Origin of the sequence: Alistipes provencensis (genome assembly GCF_900083545.1) — a bacterium.
In the GTDB taxonomy this organism is placed as follows: Bacteria; Bacteroidota; Bacteroidia; order Bacteroidales; family Rikenellaceae; genus Alistipes; species Alistipes provencensis.
Window position 1 is genome coordinate 2964324 of record NZ_LT559262.1, and the last position, 17342, is coordinate 2981665.

General features: G+C 46.3%; 22 protein-coding genes and 3 tRNA genes. 7 read left to right on the forward strand and 18 right to left on the reverse strand.

Annotated elements, in window-relative coordinates; translation table 11 throughout:
* Positions 1-256 (forward strand): hypothetical protein (locus BN5935_RS15430; protein ID WP_204244910.1); only part of this gene is annotated, 256 nt, incomplete at its 5' end.
* Positions 257-770: 514 nt separating this feature from the next.
* Here BN5935_RS15430 and BN5935_RS11575 read toward each other — a convergent pair.
* The 13 genes from BN5935_RS11575 to BN5935_RS14960 form a co-directional block, all read right to left on the reverse strand.
* On the reverse strand, positions 771-1985 hold the full coding sequence (locus BN5935_RS11575; protein ID WP_064974829.1) for a site-specific integrase: 1215 nt from the start codon (positions 1983-1985) through the stop codon (positions 771-773).
* Positions 1986-2236: 251 nt separating this feature from the next.
* Positions 2237-2338: transfer RNA gene (locus BN5935_RS15230), tRNA-Gly, on the reverse strand.
* A gap of 311 nt (positions 2339-2649) precedes the next feature.
* Positions 2650-2847, reverse strand: a complete 198-nt coding sequence (locus tag BN5935_RS11580) for a hypothetical protein (protein WP_064976222.1) — start codon at positions 2845-2847, stop codon at positions 2650-2652.
* Positions 2848-3304: 457 nt separating this feature from the next.
* Positions 3305-3733: a lipocalin family protein gene (locus BN5935_RS11585; RefSeq protein ID WP_064976223.1), complete on the reverse strand. Its 429-nt coding sequence runs from the start codon at positions 3731-3733 to the stop codon at positions 3305-3307.
* Between the two features lie 36 nt (positions 3734-3769).
* Positions 3770-4234 carry a lipocalin-like domain-containing protein gene (locus tag BN5935_RS11590; RefSeq protein WP_064976224.1) on the reverse strand — a complete coding sequence of 155 codons (465 nt, stop codon included), beginning with the start codon at positions 4232-4234 and terminating at the stop codon, positions 3770-3772.
* Positions 4231-4653, reverse strand: coding sequence for a lipocalin-like domain-containing protein (locus tag BN5935_RS11595; protein ID WP_082944123.1), 423 nt, complete (start codon positions 4651-4653; stop codon positions 4231-4233). The genes BN5935_RS11590 and BN5935_RS11595 overlap by 4 nt, the downstream gene beginning before the upstream one ends.
* A 352-nt stretch (positions 4654-5005) precedes the next feature.
* A complete protein-coding gene (locus BN5935_RS11600; protein ID WP_064976226.1) occupies positions 5006-5302 on the reverse strand; it encodes a hypothetical protein in 297 nt (98 codons plus the stop codon).
* Between the two features lie 248 nt (positions 5303-5550).
* On the reverse strand, positions 5551-5943 hold the full coding sequence (locus BN5935_RS11605; protein WP_064976227.1) for a hypothetical protein: 393 nt from the start codon (positions 5941-5943) through the stop codon (positions 5551-5553).
* 1 nt (position 5944) lies between these two features.
* Positions 5945-6418, reverse strand: a complete 474-nt coding sequence (locus BN5935_RS11610; protein WP_147625823.1) for a hypothetical protein — start codon at positions 6416-6418, stop codon at positions 5945-5947.
* Between the two features lie 157 nt (positions 6419-6575).
* Positions 6576-7112 (reverse strand): hypothetical protein, encoded by a 537-nt coding sequence (locus BN5935_RS14945; protein WP_082944211.1) that lies wholly within the window; start codon positions 7110-7112, stop codon positions 6576-6578.
* A 69-nt stretch (positions 7113-7181) separates the two neighbouring features.
* Positions 7182-7553 (reverse strand): hypothetical protein, encoded by a 372-nt coding sequence (locus BN5935_RS14950; protein WP_235821087.1) that lies wholly within the window; start codon positions 7551-7553, stop codon positions 7182-7184.
* 177 nt (positions 7554-7730) lie between these two features.
* Entirely contained in the window at positions 7731-7979 is a 249-nt protein-coding gene (locus BN5935_RS14955) for a hypothetical protein (protein WP_082944125.1), read from the reverse strand.
* A gap of 6 nt (positions 7980-7985) precedes the next feature.
* Positions 7986-8261, reverse strand: a complete 276-nt coding sequence (locus BN5935_RS14960) for a hypothetical protein (RefSeq protein WP_082944126.1) — start codon at positions 8259-8261, stop codon at positions 7986-7988.
* 590 nt (positions 8262-8851) lie between these two features.
* Between BN5935_RS14960 and BN5935_RS11625 the strand changes: the two genes are divergently transcribed.
* Positions 8852-9463: a hypothetical protein gene (locus BN5935_RS11625; protein WP_064976229.1), complete on the forward strand. Its 612-nt coding sequence runs from the start codon at positions 8852-8854 to the stop codon at positions 9461-9463.
* A gap of 388 nt (positions 9464-9851) precedes the next feature.
* Positions 9852-10403: a hypothetical protein gene (locus BN5935_RS11630; protein ID WP_147625824.1), complete on the forward strand. Its 552-nt coding sequence runs from the start codon at positions 9852-9854 to the stop codon at positions 10401-10403.
* A gap of 39 nt (positions 10404-10442) precedes the next feature.
* On the opposite strand, the gene BN5935_RS11635 is transcribed toward BN5935_RS11630, so the two are convergent.
* The 3 genes from BN5935_RS11635 to BN5935_RS11645 all read right to left on the reverse strand — a co-directional run bounded on the left by BN5935_RS11635 (position 10443) and on the right by BN5935_RS11645 (position 12612).
* Entirely contained in the window at positions 10443-11648 is a 1206-nt protein-coding gene (locus BN5935_RS11635; RefSeq protein WP_064976231.1) for a site-specific integrase, read from the reverse strand.
* A gap of 179 nt (positions 11649-11827) precedes the next feature.
* A tRNA-Gly gene (locus BN5935_RS11640) sits at positions 11828-11900 on the reverse strand.
* A 109-nt stretch (positions 11901-12009) separates the two neighbouring features.
* Complete coding sequence (locus BN5935_RS11645; RefSeq protein WP_064976232.1) at positions 12010-12612, reverse strand: nitroreductase family protein; 603 nt, start codon at positions 12610-12612, stop codon at positions 12010-12012.
* A 97-nt stretch (positions 12613-12709) separates the two neighbouring features.
* Here BN5935_RS11645 and BN5935_RS11650 point away from each other — a divergent pair, with 97 nt between their 5' ends.
* The 4 genes from BN5935_RS11650 (at position 12710) to BN5935_RS11665 (ending at position 15333) form a co-directional block, all read left to right on the forward strand.
* The gene (locus tag BN5935_RS11650) at positions 12710-13696 is read left to right on the forward strand and encodes an acyl-CoA reductase (RefSeq protein WP_064976233.1); all 987 of its coding nucleotides are present in this window, start codon (positions 12710-12712) and stop codon (positions 13694-13696) included.
* Positions 13697-13742: 46 nt separating this feature from the next.
* Entirely contained in the window at positions 13743-14255 is a 513-nt protein-coding gene (locus BN5935_RS11655) for an IS1096 element passenger TnpR family protein (RefSeq protein ID WP_064976234.1), read from the forward strand.
* Positions 14245-15144 (forward strand): tRNA (adenosine(37)-N6)-dimethylallyltransferase MiaA, encoded by a 900-nt coding sequence (gene miaA / locus BN5935_RS11660; protein ID WP_064976937.1) that lies wholly within the window; start codon positions 14245-14247, stop codon positions 15142-15144. The genes BN5935_RS11655 and miaA overlap by 11 nt, the downstream gene beginning before the upstream one ends.
* 103 nt (positions 15145-15247) lie before the next feature.
* A tRNA-Leu gene (locus BN5935_RS11665) sits at positions 15248-15333 on the forward strand.
* 328 nt (positions 15334-15661) lie between these two features.
* Here the strand turns inward: BN5935_RS11665 and BN5935_RS15235 are convergent.
* On the reverse strand, positions 15662-16678 hold the full coding sequence (locus BN5935_RS15235; protein ID WP_147625825.1) for a glycoside hydrolase: 1017 nt from the start codon (positions 16676-16678) through the stop codon (positions 15662-15664).
* A 68-nt stretch (positions 16679-16746) separates the two neighbouring features.
* Positions 16747-17259 carry a hypothetical protein gene (locus BN5935_RS11670; protein WP_064976235.1) on the reverse strand — a complete coding sequence of 171 codons (513 nt, stop codon included), beginning with the start codon at positions 17257-17259 and terminating at the stop codon, positions 16747-16749.
* Between the last annotated feature and the right edge of the window lie 83 nt (positions 17260-17342).

Here is a 17342-nt window from a genome sequence, read left to right on the forward strand (position 1 = left end):
GGGGGGGGGGATTTTTCATAGTAAAAATTACCCTGTTTTGTTTGGCCCTTTAAACAATAATACATACTTTTGTACAGTCAGTTATGGTCTCTTACAAAGAGACCATATATTCTTGTTGGCAGATTTATTGTTCCCAATTACACTGCGAATGTCGCAAAAATCATTTCAGCCATTCCGTAGCTTGTTTTGCAAGATTCCGAATCTCAATGCTGAGAGTTTTCAGTTCTCGCGTTCGTTGGTAGTTAAAGTGGCGTGACTTGGGAACGCCACATCCGGCCTCGCACAGCGAGGACCTTTGTCGGACAAAACGCAGTTTGTCGGACAAAGGTACACCTCGCTACCCTCTGATGAGGGTAAAGACCCGCCGCCGAAAATCCGGATCGAAGATTCTGATAAGTGGCTGGCGGGAGTTCTGGCGCCGGGGAGTTTCCCGATGCAATATTACGATGATTTTCAAAGACTAAAAAGCATCGTTACCGGCCATAGACGGCCCGGGGAGGGCACTTGGAATCAGGAAATAAAAGCCGTATTACCTTGCAACGGAATTGATGCAAATCACTGGTTCAATCAATAGATGGATGGCCATTCATAAAAATAATTCTCTATCCAAAGATTTCCAGATTTCTTGAAATATTGAATTCCAGAAATATTTATTCCAATATGTCCAGAAATATAGATATCAGGATATCTCCGAATAAAAACAGCAGCAGCGGCAAAGAGCCATCATAGCTCTTTGCCGCTGCTGCCGATTCAATCGTTCGTTGTTGGTATTATGCCGTCAGCACCTCCCCGATCTTTCGCATCTCCCGACTGATGTTCGCTTCCGAGATTTTCGCATACCTTCGCGTCATGTTCGTATTCGTATGGCCCAGAATCTTGGCGATGATGTCGATCGGCATGCCGTATTCAATCGCCAGCGTAGCGAACGTATGACGGGCGCAGTGTGTCGTCAAATTTTTCGGGATATTGCATATCCCGGCCAGTTCCTTCAAGTAGGCATTCATCTTTGAGTTGGAGGGAACGGGCAATAGTTTGCCCCGGGATTTGCAGGTTTCGTCGGACTCGTATTTTTGCAGAATCCGGACGGCCTGCGGCAGCAACGGCACCCTACTCATCACCGACGTTTTTTCTCGGGGCTTGTGAATCCATTGCATTCCCTGCTCGTCCGTGGTGATATGCTCCCGCTGCAAGTGGTCCGCATCCGTAAAGGCCAGGCCTGTCAGGGCGCAGAAACAGAATACGTCCCGGATGCGGTCCAATCTGTCGTTGGGCATCGGATTTTTCAATAAGGTATCCAGTTCCTCTTTCGTCAGCGGAACCTTGACGTTCGTCCGGTCCACCTTCATCTTATAGTACCGGAACGGATTCTTTTCGATCCATTCGTTTCTTATCGCATAAAGGATAAAGTTTTTCAGACAGCACAACAGGTTGACCGCACCGTTGTTCTTGCAGTTGTGTGCTGTTTGCATAAAGGTATTCAGACCGTCGATATATTCGTAGCCGATCATATCCAGCGGCAGGTCGTCTTTGCGGTACTGTTGTTTGGTATATTCGGTCAGGTAGCGCAGCAGCCGGTGGTACTTGTTTGCCGTAAGCTGGGTGATGCGGGTCCCGACCTCCTTCTGCCGTTTGTCGCAGTACTTTGAAAATTCGGACAGGAACATCCGCGAACCGGAGGAGCTGATTAGCCGTTGTTTGATCGAAAAGCAGTCCGGAGTTTTATTCTCTTTGAGGAGTTGGTCATAGGCCGCGAGAATATTGGCCCGGTAGCTGGCGATAATGCTGTTGATTCGCTGGTCTATCTCGTCTTTGTAAAGCGAGCGTTCGAGACGCTGGTTCCAGCGTTCCGGTTCGATCTGGCACTGGGTGTGGACTTCGGTCGCACGGCCGGAGGTCGTGATGCGGGCGTAAATGGGCGCTTTGCCCTTTTTCGTTACTTTGGTCTTCTTGCAGAAGAAAATCACGTTGAATGTCGTTCTGTGCATGGCTGCATGGGTTTGGAATGGTTAAACGTATGCAGCATAGAAATATTGCAGCGTAAAACAATGCAAAACAGCGCATTATGCGTAATTCGTGACCTGTTTTTGTCCGGGTGAAAACAGGTCACGAATTGGGTCGTACAAACCTGCTTTCAAATGCATCTTTTCGCAGGGCCTAAAAACGAAAAAACCTTACATATCATTGATACATAAGGTTTTCTGCTTTAATCTGCGCCTTTTTCAAAGGTCTCCAGAGCGGAAAACGGGACTCGGACCCGCGACCTCAACCTTGGCAAGGTTGCGCTCTCAAGCCCCCAAAACGCTGCGCGTTTAGGGGTAACCAACTGAGCTATTTTCTTTTACGACGATTTTTCCGAATGTGTTTTACCTCGTTTTTCGCATTGGTTAAACGGATGGTTAAACATTTGCGTCTGTCTGCTGGTTTGTAAATGGTTGTTAATTAGAGAATTGTTCAATGGGCTAAATAAGTTCTGAACACGTCATTTCTTGTTATTCATCGGCATAGTGATTTAATGGTTTCCAAATAAAAATTCCCGACCGTTAAGCCGAGAATTTGTGTCTGTCTACTGAAAGTAAAGGAAAAACGCCGCATTTTTTCGGCCCTCTCTCCTTAACCTTTATAGATACGATGCAATTCAACTCCACTAAATTATTGGGCAAATTGCATCAGATAATTTTCGCAAAATCCTGCTAACGGGAATTTCACCATCTCGTCCCGTCCATCGGGCGTGGTGTATTGAAATAGGATTGTATCGGCTTTTACATGGTAGTCGAACAAACTCACCTGTTCGTCTGTTCCTTCTATCCGTACTGTATTTGCTGCCATTATGCCGATTATCCCGTCCATGTCTTTCAGTTCGCACTTTCATCCGAATATATAGCGTCGATTTTTGGTAAGTGTTATTTCGACGGGCTTTGTTATGTCTGCCATATTAGGGGCAAACAAGTAGATAAATGTTTCGGGATATATTCTGTCTTTGGGTTTCTCGACAAGCAGGGCTATTCCCTCTGTCTGGCTTCATTTGACCGTCTTTTGGATTATCTGCCTATCTTCCCACGTTTCGGCCTTTCATTCGGTTTTCGGTTGTTTGTATCTGTTCATATTGCGCAAAATATTATGTTATTTTTATCTTTATAAAGATAAGATTATTAGCGTAATAAACAAAATAAGAAAGTGACAAACTCTGCAAAAGGGTCTTATAGATTAACCTTTTCACAAAGCCTGTCACTCGGAAAGAAAAGACAAACTTGGACAAATGGCATGAAATCAACCGCTTTGTCCAAGTCTGTAAAGTAAATCAGAATCAGATGCGCTTATAAGTACGAACCTCTTTCCCGTTGTAACCGTCTTCCTCGTCGATGTCGATAATGTTAAGCGTTGTGGAGTTCATCATTTCGATAACTGACTGCTCGGTATAACCGTCGTCTTTATCGTCGTGATAAATTTTCGTAAGTTTATCCCCACTTATTGAGTATGTCCCTTTTGACGTATGCCCTGAATTCGGGTATTCCTCCGTCCAAGTTCCATTACTATTAAATGTCAGATAGTGCATCGGTTCGTCGTCTTTGGGAATATCTTTATCTACGACAATCACACCATTATCGTAGCCTGTAAGATGCGTGTATTCCCACTTACCAACGATTGAATTTTCTTCATTTTTGTCATCATCAGAACAAGCGAAAAATGAAGTCGTTATAAAGATAGCAGTTACAAATAAGAGAATCTTTTTCATGGTAGTTTGAATTTATATATGGTGCTATTATCCTTTTTATCTATTTATTTTTTTGTAGGTATAGGTATCTTCTTCTGTAAATTCGGGGTCGATTCTGCGTTCAAATAATATGAGTTGAGAAGATGTGAGTTTTTTGATTTGAAATTCCTGCATTTCTTCATAATCTCCATCCTTTTCTACGATTGTCAGTACATTATTAGACATCGTATATGTTCCGTTTTTTGAATTATTGACGCTTTGATTCGTATAGCTTACCCTTTTCATTTTTCCATGCCCGTCAAAGGTATAAGTCCAATAATAATCGTCATCATCTATTGCAGGATATGAATCAGACCATTCATCTCGTATCCCATCGTTATTGACACTCCACCCCTCAATGAGGGTGATTTGCCACGTTCCCGCAATTTGATTAGGGTCAATCTTGTTGTCATCATCATCGGAGCAGGCCGAGAACGTAACAGCCGCAAACATAACGGCGGCAAGTAAAAGCATCTTTTTCATCGTTTGCTGAATATTTTAAGTTCGTATTCTTCCCAACCATCACCCTTTTCGTGGTACTCCAATTTAAGGGTCGATGCCGTCAGTTCCTTAATTGTAAAGGTTTGCGGGTCGCCGTATTGGCTATATCGCACCGTCAGTTTATTATTGGACGACACCGAATAGTCGATGCTTTCCGATGAATCCATTTCCTTGTAAGACCCAGTATTATCGGAATTGAACACGAAATAGATTTGCGCATCGTTCATGTCCTCGTTCCACTCGTCTTTTACACCCTCGTCGATTTCATAACCGACGGAATGTGTGTAACGCCACGTTCCGACAAGTTCATCCAAATTGATTTGCACTTTATCGTCGTCATCGGAACAGGCGACAAAGGCAGTTGTGGCGAATAGAGCCACCAATAGAAACAACTTTTTCATAATTGAATAAGTTTAGGTTGTCGCCCCAGCACCAACACGACGATTAATGTTTGGATTTAATTAAACAGAAAGCGTGGTGCTGAAAACTCATTTCATTGTAACAGGTCGTAGGAAACCTCGAAGATAAAATAAGCAACAGCCCCACGCCTATCCCATATAAGGATATGACGCGGCAAGTCGTCGGCTTACTCCTTCTTCTATCGAATTTCCTACGTTCGTTACAAAGGAATAAACTTACACTTTCCGTGTTTGTTCGTATGTCCCACAAATGTAGGAAACAAAAACGGATTATGCAATTATCGGCATCTTGGGGGCTGTTGCAGTTATAGACGTAGAATTAAAATTGATCGGGTTAATCTTCTCCGCAAATTTCTTGTATCACGCCATCCATGTAAATCGCCTGCCCGCTTGTCAGCCGTCCCCACCAGCGACACCCTAATTCGTCGATGATGATTTCGCCCTGTTCTTTCAGCCGTTCGGCCAGCCACGGAGTAACGAGCCACCATTCCAGCACCTCGTCTCCGTTAAAGGGATAGATGTATTCCTCGTCGATTTTTCCCGCTTGGATTAACCCCTCGATAACTGTGCTTTGTCCCCATAGGACATGGATGTCCGTAATTCGTTTGGCTCTCTCTTGTGTTTCGTACATAGCGATTAAGGTTTTGTTTATCGCTTATCAGTAGTAATCCAACTCTATATAATATCAATAGTCTTTTATTGTATCGGTGTCCTGAACGCAGATAGGAGTAGTCTGTTTTATGTGGAATCCGATTAAATGGGATGGATGAAAATTCGGTTTTCCATCTGAAAATGGGGAGGGGTGAAAAAATGGAGAGTGTCGGTATAAGCACACTATAAAAAAGCGAGGAAAAATCCTCGCTAATATGAATCAATTTATTATTTCTCCAGAAATGAATTTATAAACTTATCTATTCCTTCTGATTGAATTATAGCCGCATCATATAAATCTGAAATATATGGACTTGCAGGGAAAGACCAGCGACTATTATATGAAATCGGATCACAAATATCCAATTGAATATTTTCGCAAATTGTATATTCATCATAATCCGCGTCTGTAAAAAATCTGTAGGAATAGCGGTATAATGAAAAGCTCTTCGTTTGACCACCTACAGTAACTGTAGCCATCATTGCGTGCCCAATATTTTCGACATAAAGATTTGTCTGAATATTATCTCTCCTTAATGAGATTGGCTCCCATTCTATCTGTCCTTCTCTAGTAAGAGATGTCATTTTCTTTATTGTAGCCTCAAGTGATAGATTTTTCATATTATAATTGGCTTTTTTCAAATTTAAGTAAATCAGATAATTGGCATATGTGGCTATATAGATTAATCACATCTTCCTTTGTATATTCTTTAGTGTAAATCCTTTGAAATATTCTCCACAAGGGAGTTTTAGTTCGCTCTAAAACAAAATTACTATAAATAATCAAATCACAAGATTTAATAAAAAATGAAAGGTCGGAATTGAAGGATTTACATTTTATTTTATCAATTAACACAATTAAGGATTTAATCTGAGAAACTTCTTCCTTAACTTGCCCCCAATCCTTTCGGGTGTACGCTTTATATAAAGCATCTTTTAAAGCGGTTATTCTATGTATATAATCATCCATTTGACTATTGAGGTACACATGTTTTTTGGCGTCTTGAATAGACGCTTTAACTCTTAAAGATACGATAAGAGTTGCACCACTTATAATCAAACTTAATATTGAACAATAATCCGCAAATTCATTCATATTGCAAATATATATGAAATATTACAACATTATATTCGTCACTCTCCTAATTGTGCTATATTGCAATCTTTTTCCTCGCAACGAATTTATCCCGAACGATGGTGTAGCACTCGGTGTTCTTGCCGTCGATGTTCTTGTAGCCTTTCGCCGTATCGAATCATTGGGCAATATCCGTCGCTTTTGCTCTGCGCTCAACCCCCAAATCGTCGTATATGGTCTGTAACCTCTCTTTAATGATTTTAGAGGGGATCGCCTTTCCGTGGGGGAAATCGGTATTTATCCGTTTGACGATTTTATATGCGAGTTCGCCCGCCGAACATTTAATCAGTTCGCGCCGTATCTGCGTCTGATTGTATTTGAGTTCCCGCACCCGTTTTGTCCCCAATATCTCAAAGGCCTGTTTTACCAGCGGGTTCCGCCGCTCGATAAGCGATAATGCGAACACGTCCGTCGAAAAAGGATTCGTGTCGGACGCCTTGAGTTCGGCGTATCGGTCGAACAACTCCTTAAACGGTATCTTGGCTTTGGCGTTCTTTTCCAACTTGGTCAGTCGGATGTCATGCCGTTCGGCAGTTGTTATCTTGTTGTCGTTACGCTCGTATTCCGTAATAAGGTTACGGCTGTCGGCGTAAATCTCGGCATAGTTGCGGAAATTCAGCAGTTCCAATTTGATTCGGTTGCGGTCTATGGTCATTGTATCGGTATTGATGTATTTGTTGTTGGTATAAATTTGGTTGCGCAAATCTTCATCTGCCGTCGCATATCATTTCACGAAGCGTTCGGCCTTGTCCAATTCTTTTTCCGTTGCGGCTTTGAATTGCGGATAAGTGATGCCCTCGGCGTATCGTACCGTCGAGAAGATGTGCGTTATCTCCTTGTAACGTGTATCGCGTATGCGCCCTGCAATCTGCCGTATCGTCGTCGAAACGTCCAGCAGGTGGTGTCGTGCCGTACCGTCGCTTACGACGTATATTTTGCCCTGCTTGTCGTAAATGTCGCACCCCTCGAAAGCCGTCGAGGTGTAGAAATTGATTTTGCGAACCTCTTTATCTGGAATCCCTATCGAATAATCTCCGCCTAATTTCTCGCGGTTTATCTGCTCGGATGTCCCGCTCGTCGAACAGACGATTTTCACCTTGTCGGGTGACAGTCGGGCATGATGCAGCACCCGTCCGATAAAATCGACGCTGTTTACAAAGAAATGCAGGTTGCAGGGAATATTGTGCGTTACGGCATTGTGGCAAAGATTTACGACCGATGCTAACGGACTGTTTTCATGCCACAACCGCACCTGTATCGGCGGTTCGCTGGGTCAGACTATCCGCGTTGTCGGCAAGGGCTGCAATTCATTCAACAGAAATTCCCGCTCGATGGGTGTCGCGGACATATAAGTCGCACGGTTGAATTTGGGCATTTCGGCAAGTAATCCCGTAACGGCTCGGTGTCGGAATGAATAGTCGAACAGCAGGCGGTGATATTCGTCTACCAACAACAGGGCTTTGGCGTATATCTCCGCTCCTGCAACCTCTGCGACGCGCGGAATCGCGTCATAGGTGGCCATGATTTTTCAGCGGTCGTGCGTTTTCAGATAGTCGGCTATCTCTTGGTTGGTGACACCGCTGTAAACCCCCAGCAGGTCGGCGTGTTCGGGCAGTTTGTTCTTGATAAGGTTTACCGTCGGAACGGCAATTAAGGTTGGCACTCGGTTCTCGATGGCAAGTGTCGTTGCGCCGCATCCCGTCTTGCCCTTGTTAAAGATGCAGTTTGCGGGCAATTCGTTATTGAGTTCGGCGATTTGCTGGACGTGGAGTGCGTCCGAGGGTGCTGTAATGATTGAGTTCATAAGTAAAGAGTAAGGAAAAAATTACGTCGCAGATTTTTTGTGCGGGTAACATCTTTATTAGTAAATCTAATTTCCGACACGCTTTTTATGCGGCCGCATTTTTTCGGTGTAGGAATCTGTCTTTATAGGGAATTTGAATTTCCGACACAAAAAATATGCGAGCAGGGCACAAAAGCAAGGGACACCGAAAATGCCCCTTACATGACCTTACCCTTACTTGTCGGATGTTCCTCTCTCGTATTATAAAGATAGCACCTTTTTTATTGGTAACAAAGGTCGGACAGCAATTAATCCGAACATTTTTATCCTTGCCTTATATGGCATTATAGGAGTGTTGTACGGGTGTCGGAGTGCGTTCGACCTGCCGAAAACCTGCGAAAAGTCGCTATTAGCGAAAATCCGCACGCTTCATTGTTCTAAAACGCCTCCCGATGCGTGTGCAAAAGTCTTATCAAGGGGCTTTTCGCCGCCTTATTGTTCTGTTATTCTCCCGAAACGTGTGTTTCAAGTACTATCAGCAACTTTTACTTGGCGGCGAGGTGTTATTTACAACCGAAAATGTTAAATTTGGGTACTAAAACCACCTGACGATGAGCACGAAGATAGAATGCGAGGACGGCTCGGTCTATTTCGAACCCGAACCGAACGAAACCGAGAATCTGGAGTATGTCTATTTGCTCTGCGACGATTATGAGAACGGCAGCCATTATCCGTACCGTTTCTTCGACCGCATGTGCAACGGGTTAATCGAAGCCCCTTTCAGCAAGTCGCAGTTTATGGACAACGACGAAATCGTGTCCACTTTGGAGGGGTACGAATTGGATGCGGAGAAATTTTGGATGGCGGTACTCTTTATTTATGATTGGGCCGAGAATCAGTTTGTCAAATGCGTCGATATAAAATCCCGTTCGCACGGGATGCTGTTGCGGGAGCTGCTCGGCAAGTTGGGCGACAATATGGGCGACGTGACGATTCAGATTCGCAAAGGGCGCAAGAACTTGGACGTACACCCGATGATTAAGCGGGATATGATTGACGCCCTGCACGCCAAATTGGAGGAGTTGAAGCGGAAAGGGGCGGACAACCTCTTTACTGTTCGGAGGACTTCAAGGCAGATTACCCTGTACTGTCCTATAAGATGTATTTCGCTACGGAGCGGTTGCGGGAGTTGTTCGCGGCATTGGAACGATGCAGGAGGATAGGGAAACCCAAACGGCGCAAAGGGTCGCTCGTGTCCTATAACAAAATGTTGCTGTTCGCCCGTATCGTCTATATGTACCGTTACACGGACAATCCCGCATTTTTGGACAGCGACGACCCGCTGAAAGGAATCCTAAAATCTTATAAGGGCAAAATTCCAAAAACATATTCCGCAATTTACTTGTAGGGGAGCTGAAAAGCTCCCTTTTTTTACTCCCTGTCGTTGGTTAGCAGATTTCTGACCTTTGCAGTGTCGGATGGTGATAACGACTGCAAGACGAACGGGGCGAGTGACAGAAGCCCAAGTCACGGTGAGAGGTGGCGACAGGTACTTTGACGTATTTGAGAAACAAAGAAAAATCAAACTAATTCATTAAACATTAAATAGATATGGGAAATAAATATAATAAAACCGCAAAATCAACGTATTATAAATCATCTAAAAAAGAACACATGAAAACTGAATATATGATTATTCCTAACCCTAAATATGCATCAGGACAAGAGTGTCTGTCTCTCACATTTTCAGAAGAAATGATTCAAGAATATCTGGATAATCTGACAGCCGACCAGTTTATAGGACCTTCAGACTTCGGGAATCGAAAATTCGCTTTTGCGATTGATGACCTCCATCTTGATATGTTGAAAAACTATTCTCCTATTGATTTAGTACTTTATCCTGCGGAATTTCTCGCAAACAAAACCAGACTGGAAACACCATCTGGAGTGCAAATTCCCGAAAACAAGGTTGCCGAGTATATAGTTATTCTAAATGGCTTTAACACATTTACCTGTGTTACCTATGACAAATTCATTGCCAGCATTTTCTACAAGGCGCAAAGCCTCGGCGGTGTAGTCAGTGATGAAAACGGTTATATCTTAACGACAAAAGGACATAGAATTAAACAAACTGCGAATCGAATGGCTGGCCAAATTCAATAGAGCCAAAGAGGTGGGGACTTGTGCCCCACCTCTTGCTTTTTATAAAAGATTCTGCATCGCCGCGTCGATTTGGCTGTTCTCAAACGAATCGAGGTAGATTTGGGTAGTCGATAAATCGGAATGCCCGAGCGATTCGGAAATGATGGCAATGTTTACTCCCGACCGTTTCAAGACCGTTGCAAACGTATGCCGCGCAACATAGGTAGTCAGTTCGATTTTCAGCCCCAATAATCGGCTCCACTCGTGCAGGGCCTTGTTCACATGTTTCAGCACCTTGCGCACTCGGTCGTAAATCTGCTGCTCGGTCTTGTGTATACGGAGGTCGAGTATCGGAAAAATATAATCCTCGTCCGCATGGTCGGATTTGGCGTATTTGCCGATAATCGCTTTCGACTGCTCCGAGAGGTGGCAGGTCATCTCCTTGCTGGTTTTGTGGCGGGCATAGTAGATTCTTTCCTCTTCCATATCGCAGTAACGCAGGGTGGCGATGTCCTTGAAATTGATGCCTGCCGAGAGGTAGGAAAACAGGAAAATGTCCCGTGCGAAATCCAGATAGGCCGAACCGTCGGCGGGTATCTCCGCCTGCATCAGTCGTTGCACCTCCTCCTTGCGGATGGCGCGTTTACGGGTGGCTGTCCACAATCGTCCGATTTTGAATTGCAGAAACGGACTGTGCGGCGTGGTGAAAATCCCCTCGGCAAGAGCCTTGTTATAGACGGCTTTCAGAACGCTGAATTTCGTGGCTATCGAATTGCTCTTGTTCCCCTTTTTCATTAGGAACAGTTCGAAATCACGCAGGTAGCCGACCGTAATTTCGTCGAAACGGATATTGGTCGAACGGAATTGTTGCAGGAGTGAGAACGTGACCTTGTGTTTCGATGCCGAGCCGATTTTACCCACCGATTCCAACTGTGCAATCGTGCGGCGGAAATATTCGGCTATCGTGCAATAAACCCTCCGTCCGTCGGTTTCCAGCACATTGTCCAGCGTTACGGGGACCTCCAACGCTTCGAGCCGTTTGACGCGCTTGTCGTATTTCTCGATTTGCTCGTAAATCCGTAGCTGAACGGCGGGATTCTGCGTTTTAAGTGTTTGGGTGTCGAAATCCCAATCGTCGGCGGGGATATTGATTCCTGTGCTTACATAGCGGCTGCGGCGATTGACGGTAAAACGCAGGTAGATGTTCGTGGTGCGGTTTTGATTGATGCGGTCTTTTCTGCAAATGGCATTGATGCTGACACTCATAATGTTGCGACATTACGCAGACAGGCGCGAGCGATGTTTTACCGCCGTAAAACATGGTTAAACAAATGGTAAAACATTCTTCGGAAAACGGCGCGAAAAAGGCATTATGGGGAGTTTTATTTCACACCCGTAAAAAGATAAACGAGCGATAATTCATTGATTATCACTCGTTTACTAAGAGCGGAAAACGGGACTCGGACCCGCGACCTCAACCTTGGCAAGGTTGCGCTCTACCAACTGAGCTATTTCCGCATGGCATGTTTCGTAATTGCGAATGCAAAGGTAGCTAAAAAATCCGAATCTCCAAATTTTTCAATTCTATTTTGCAAATTCTTTACGATATGCCCCTCTACCCTTCCTGTTATTTGAAGACGCGCAGACGCTCGTCCAACGGTTCGAAACTCTTCTCCTGAGGTTCGCCGGCCGGAAGTCCGAACGGCATCTGGGCGATGAGCCGCCATTGTCCGGGCAGTTTCCAGTGTTCACGAACCTCGTTGTCGATCAGCGGGTTGTAATGCTGGAGCGAAGCCCCGAACCCGGCATCTTCGAGCATCGTCCATACCGCCAACTGATGCATTGCCGAGGTGTGCTCGGACCAGACGGGGAAGTTGTCGGCGTAACGCGGAAACTGTTCCTGAAGCCCTTTTACGACTTCCGTATCCTCGAAATAGAGCACCGTGCCGTATCCCGATGCGAAACTGCCGTCGATTTTTTTCTCCGTGGCAGCGAACGCCTTTTCCGGGACGATGGCTTTCAGCGTTCGCTTTACCAACTCCCAGAATGCTTTGTGGTGTTCGTGCAGCAGCAGCACGAGCCGCGCCGACTGCGAGTTGAATGCCGAGGGGGTGTGTTTCACGGCGAAACGCACGATCTCCTCGATCTGCACGTCGTCGATCGGGGATTGGGGTGCCAGTTCGTAATAACTGCGGCGGTGGCGCAGGGCCTCTTTCAGATTTCTCTCCATGGTCGTACTGTATTTAGTATCGGATGCTTTCTTGCAAAAATAGCACAACTTCCGGAAAAATGTGCAGAATTCGGGGTGAAATAGTATCTTTGTATTCGTGAAAAACGCAATTGATCTCTTTTCCGAACTGGGTGTGCGACTGCGCGGATTCGGCGGCGACGATGTGACGCGGGTCGTTGTGAATGCCGCTTGCCGTGCCAACGGTTGGTTTACGCCTGCCGAGGTTCGCCGTGCCGTCGGGGCGATCGCCCGGGATATGCTGAACCGCGAAAAGCTCGAAACATGGCTGGCCGACTACCCTGCCGTTCCGGTTGTTGCGCCGCGCCGCGTATTGGTGGTCATGGCAGGAAATATCCCGCTCGTCGGCTTTTTCGATCTGCTGTGTACGGTCGTCAGCGGTCACCGATGCCTGATAAAGCCCTCGGCCAAGGATAGCGTCCTGATGGAGTATATCGTTGCATTGCTTCGGGATATCGACGATTCGGCACCCGTGGAATTCTACGACGGAGCGTCGCCCGTCGATGCGGTGATTGCCACCGGCAGTGACAATGCCAACCGTTATTTCCGAGCCCGTTACGCCGGAATTCCCTCGCTGCTGCGCGGAAACCGCCAGTCGGTCGCCGTGCTTTCGGGCGATGAAACACCGGAGCAGTTGGCCGGATTGGCCGACGATATTTGGGCTTATTCCGGGTTGGGATGCCGCAGTGTGTCGCTGTTGTTCCTGCCCGAAGGATATGAACCAACGCTTCAAATGCCGCCTGTAAACGACAAGTACAAAAATAATTACCTTCAAGCGCGGGCGTTGTTGGCGATGCAGGGGCATCCGTTCCTCGACCTGGGCACGGCCGTGGCTGTCGAGCAGCGGGCTTTCCCGACGGCTCTGAGCCAGATTGCCTATACGCATTACAAAACGCCGGACGAGGTTGCCGGATGGCTTGCGATGCACGACGACGAGTTGCAGTGCGTCGTTACCGAATGTCTCCCCCACAGCCGCCGCGCCGCATTCGGGTGTGCTCAGTCGCCCGCGTTGACCGATTATCCCGACAATAGGGATGTAATTGCGTGGTTGACGGCTCTGAATTGAGAAAAAGTATTATATTTGCTATACGGATAAAAAACACATTACTACGATGTCGATGGTTTTCCGATTCCGGATGTTGAGCGATGAGAATGACAATTTCGTGCGCGACTATGAAGTGCTGTACGATATGACGTTGCTCGATTTCCACAATTTCATCCTCCAATCGCTCGAATACGAGGATTGCATGGCTTCGTTCTTTACGGCCGACGACCGCTGGGAGAAACAGCGCGAATTTACCCTCATGGACATGGATGACGGCGGCGAGAATGCCCCCATGGCGATGGATAAGGTGACTCTGGGCCAAATTATCCACGATCGCCGCGACCGCCTGATCTACCTCTTCGACCTGTTCGGCGACCGGGCCTATTTCCTCGAGTTGACCGGAGCCTACGAAGCGGCCAAGGACGGCGCATATCCGCGCGAAATCTATGCGCAGGCCGAGGCCCCGGATCAGTACGACCCTTCGAAAAACCGCGTGGAGGGCGAAGGCTCGATCTTCAGCGAGGTGATGAGCGATTTCAACGATTTCGAAGGTGACGACAGCTACGACGATACCTACTAAACGGTTGCTGGTCGTCGTCGGTCCGACGGGCTCGGGTAAGACAGACCTCAGCGTCCGTCTGGCGCTCCATTATGCGGCTCCGATCCTTTCGACCGACTCGCGTCAGGTCTACCGGGGTATGCCGATCGGCACGGCTCAACCTTCCGCGGATCAACTTCAAGCAGTTGAACATCATTTTATTGCTTCGCATGACCTCAAGGATAACTTGAACTGTGGCGAATACGAGGTGCAGGCTCTTGCGAGGCTCGAAAAACTCTTTGCCGTGCGTGATTATGTGGTTGCAGTCGGCGGATCGGGGCTTTATGTCCGGGCGCTGTGCGAGGGCATGGACGATCTGCCGCAGGCCGATGGAGTCCTGCGGCAGGAGATGGACCGCCGGCTGGCGGAGGAGGGGCTTGGGGCGCTTGCCGAGAAGCTCCGGGAGCTGGACCCGGAGTATTACCGGATCGTCGATCTCAATAATCCGGCGCGTGTCATGCGGGCACTGGAGGTCTGCTTCCAAACCGGTATGCCCTATTCCCGACAACGCACCGGAGAACGGCGTGAACGACCGTTCGAGATCATCAAAATCGGCATAGACCTGCCGCGCGAAGTGCTTTACGACCGCATCAACCGCCGGGTGGATCAGATGTTGGCCGACGGGCTGGAAGCCGAGGCCCGGGCGCTGTATCCCTACCGGGAGCTGAATGCGCTCCAGACAGTCGGCTACCGCGAGTTTTTCGACTATTTCGACGGACGTATCGGCTATGACGAGGCTGTGGAACTGATAAAGCGCAATTCGCGGCGTTATGCTAAGCGGCAGCTCACATGGTTCCGCCGCGATCCGGAGATACGGTGGTTTGCCCCCGACGACGATGCGGCGATCATCGCTTATGTCGATTCGAAATAGGGAAAACGGTCGATTTTGACCTGCCGCAGCGTTATGTTGCGGATGTTTTGGCAAATCCCAAATATTTTCGTACTTTTGCGCTCGTCTTTCGCCGAAAGACTGCGCCCGGATGGTGGAATCGGTAGACACGCCGGACTTAAAATCCTGTGGCCAGTAATGGCCGTGCCGGTTCGATCCCGGCTCCGGGTACTTTTTAAAACGCTAATAATCTTATAGTTAGATTGTTGGCGTTTTTCTTTTGGGATTTTTGTCAACGAAATGTCAATCTAATAAAAAGCCTCTCGAAATTCTATGCTTTCAAGAGGCTCTCTGTTGGGCTAATTTACTTGGATTTCCCTCCCCTTCTCCCATAGGCGGGGGGGGTAAAACGGCTCTCAAGGTGTTTATTTTGAAGTCTGATATTGCAATTTTTTTTGAATGAGGTTTTAGGGTTCCAAAATTCATCCTATCGTAATATTTGCAAAAACCACCTCACAAACTTTTGCGAGGTGGTTTCAGTTAGAGATAAGGATGGCTTTTATGGCATTGCTACGATTCCTTTTGTATCTGCTGTGATCCTATTACCGGATTCGTCTTTTATTTGAATGGGGTCTGTCCATGTCGTACCGTCAAGAGAGGTCGTTATGAAACTGCCTGCATCATAGGTTGAACCTATCGTTGCAAACGTATTCTTACTAAAAATAATGCTTTGCCATTTAATAGGCCATGATGAAAAAGAATTATTGGTATATTTAATTGGAGCGGTCCACATTTTACCATCCGTGGAGGTCGTTATGTAGCTATATGAACTTGTTGCGCCAACAACGACGAATTTTCCATTCCCGTATGTAATGGCCTTTGATACGTCAAGTTCGTTGTAATTATTGGTCTTGATCCAATTAATTCCATCAGGTGATATCCCAATGACACCCCCGCCTCCAACAGCAGTGAATTGATCATTGCCATATGTAATAGCGAGCATATTATGACTTGAATCAAACCAATTAGGGGTGGTCCATGTTTTTCCGTCGGAGGATGTGGTAATACGTCCAGAACTACCGACCGCGACATATTTACCATTACCATATGTAATATCATTCAGAGATTTTGTATCTAATCGCTGTGGTGTAGCCCATGTCGTACCATTGGTCGATATGGAAACATAGCCTGCGCCCATATATGTACTATAACCGACCGTTACGAAAATTCCGTTACCGTATGTGACAGCATTCCAGTAGTTGCCTTGTGGTATTGCCACTCGTATGGGCATCGTCCATGTTTTTCCATCGGTAGATGAAGTTATATATCCATTTGTTCCAACGGCCACATATGTCCCATCACCATAAGCGATAGCGTTCCATGAATTTGTTCCAATTATGGCCGTAATTTCATCGGATATACTGATCTTTAGCAAATCTTCTGTTGGCGGTATTTTCGTTGGCCTTTCTGGTTGTTCCGGCTCATCAGGAGGTACGGGAATAGTCTCAATATCATCCTTATCACAAGCAATAAGCAGGCTTGCCAGCAACATCAAGCAAACGAGTTTAGCATTCATTTTGATTCAAATTTTTAATCTCTTTATAGGGTTCAAGCCTTTTGATGCTTGTATTCTGGAATTATCTTTTAGAATTGATATCCCAGCTTGATGGATACGGCATTGACATTGATACTCACGCCAGATTCCGAAATTTGCTGTACGTTGTAGCCAAGGCTCACGAGAAATGCACTCTTTTTGGTTGTTTTGAATGCGCATCCGACAGCCGGAGTACATAGCAGACCGGAAAGGCCGCTTACACCTTCGGTCAGTCCGACGGAGGCGCCGATATCAAAAGAAAAGAATGGACTTACTTTCTCCATGACAGGTAGATAGCCTTTCAAGTTCAGAAAAATTGGTAGAACCAGTTCTCCTTTGTCGTACATTTGATGGTAGTAGTCGAAGCCGAGCCCGAGCCCCGTTGAAAAATATTTGCCAACTCGGATGCCGTTTACCCAATGAAGGTTTACTCGGTTCTGGGAGAGCAATCCAGTACCAATTGAATACCCTGCATCTACTTCGCCTTGATACCGAATTGGGGCTTGTGCATTTACAAGAGTTGCTGATAGGATTGCGACAAGGAGTAAAATTACTTTTTTCATAGTTTTAACTTGTTTAGATTTAATTCGGAAGAATGCTATTTAAGAACTAAAGTTGCCTCGCTTTTTCTATGTGGTTTAACATT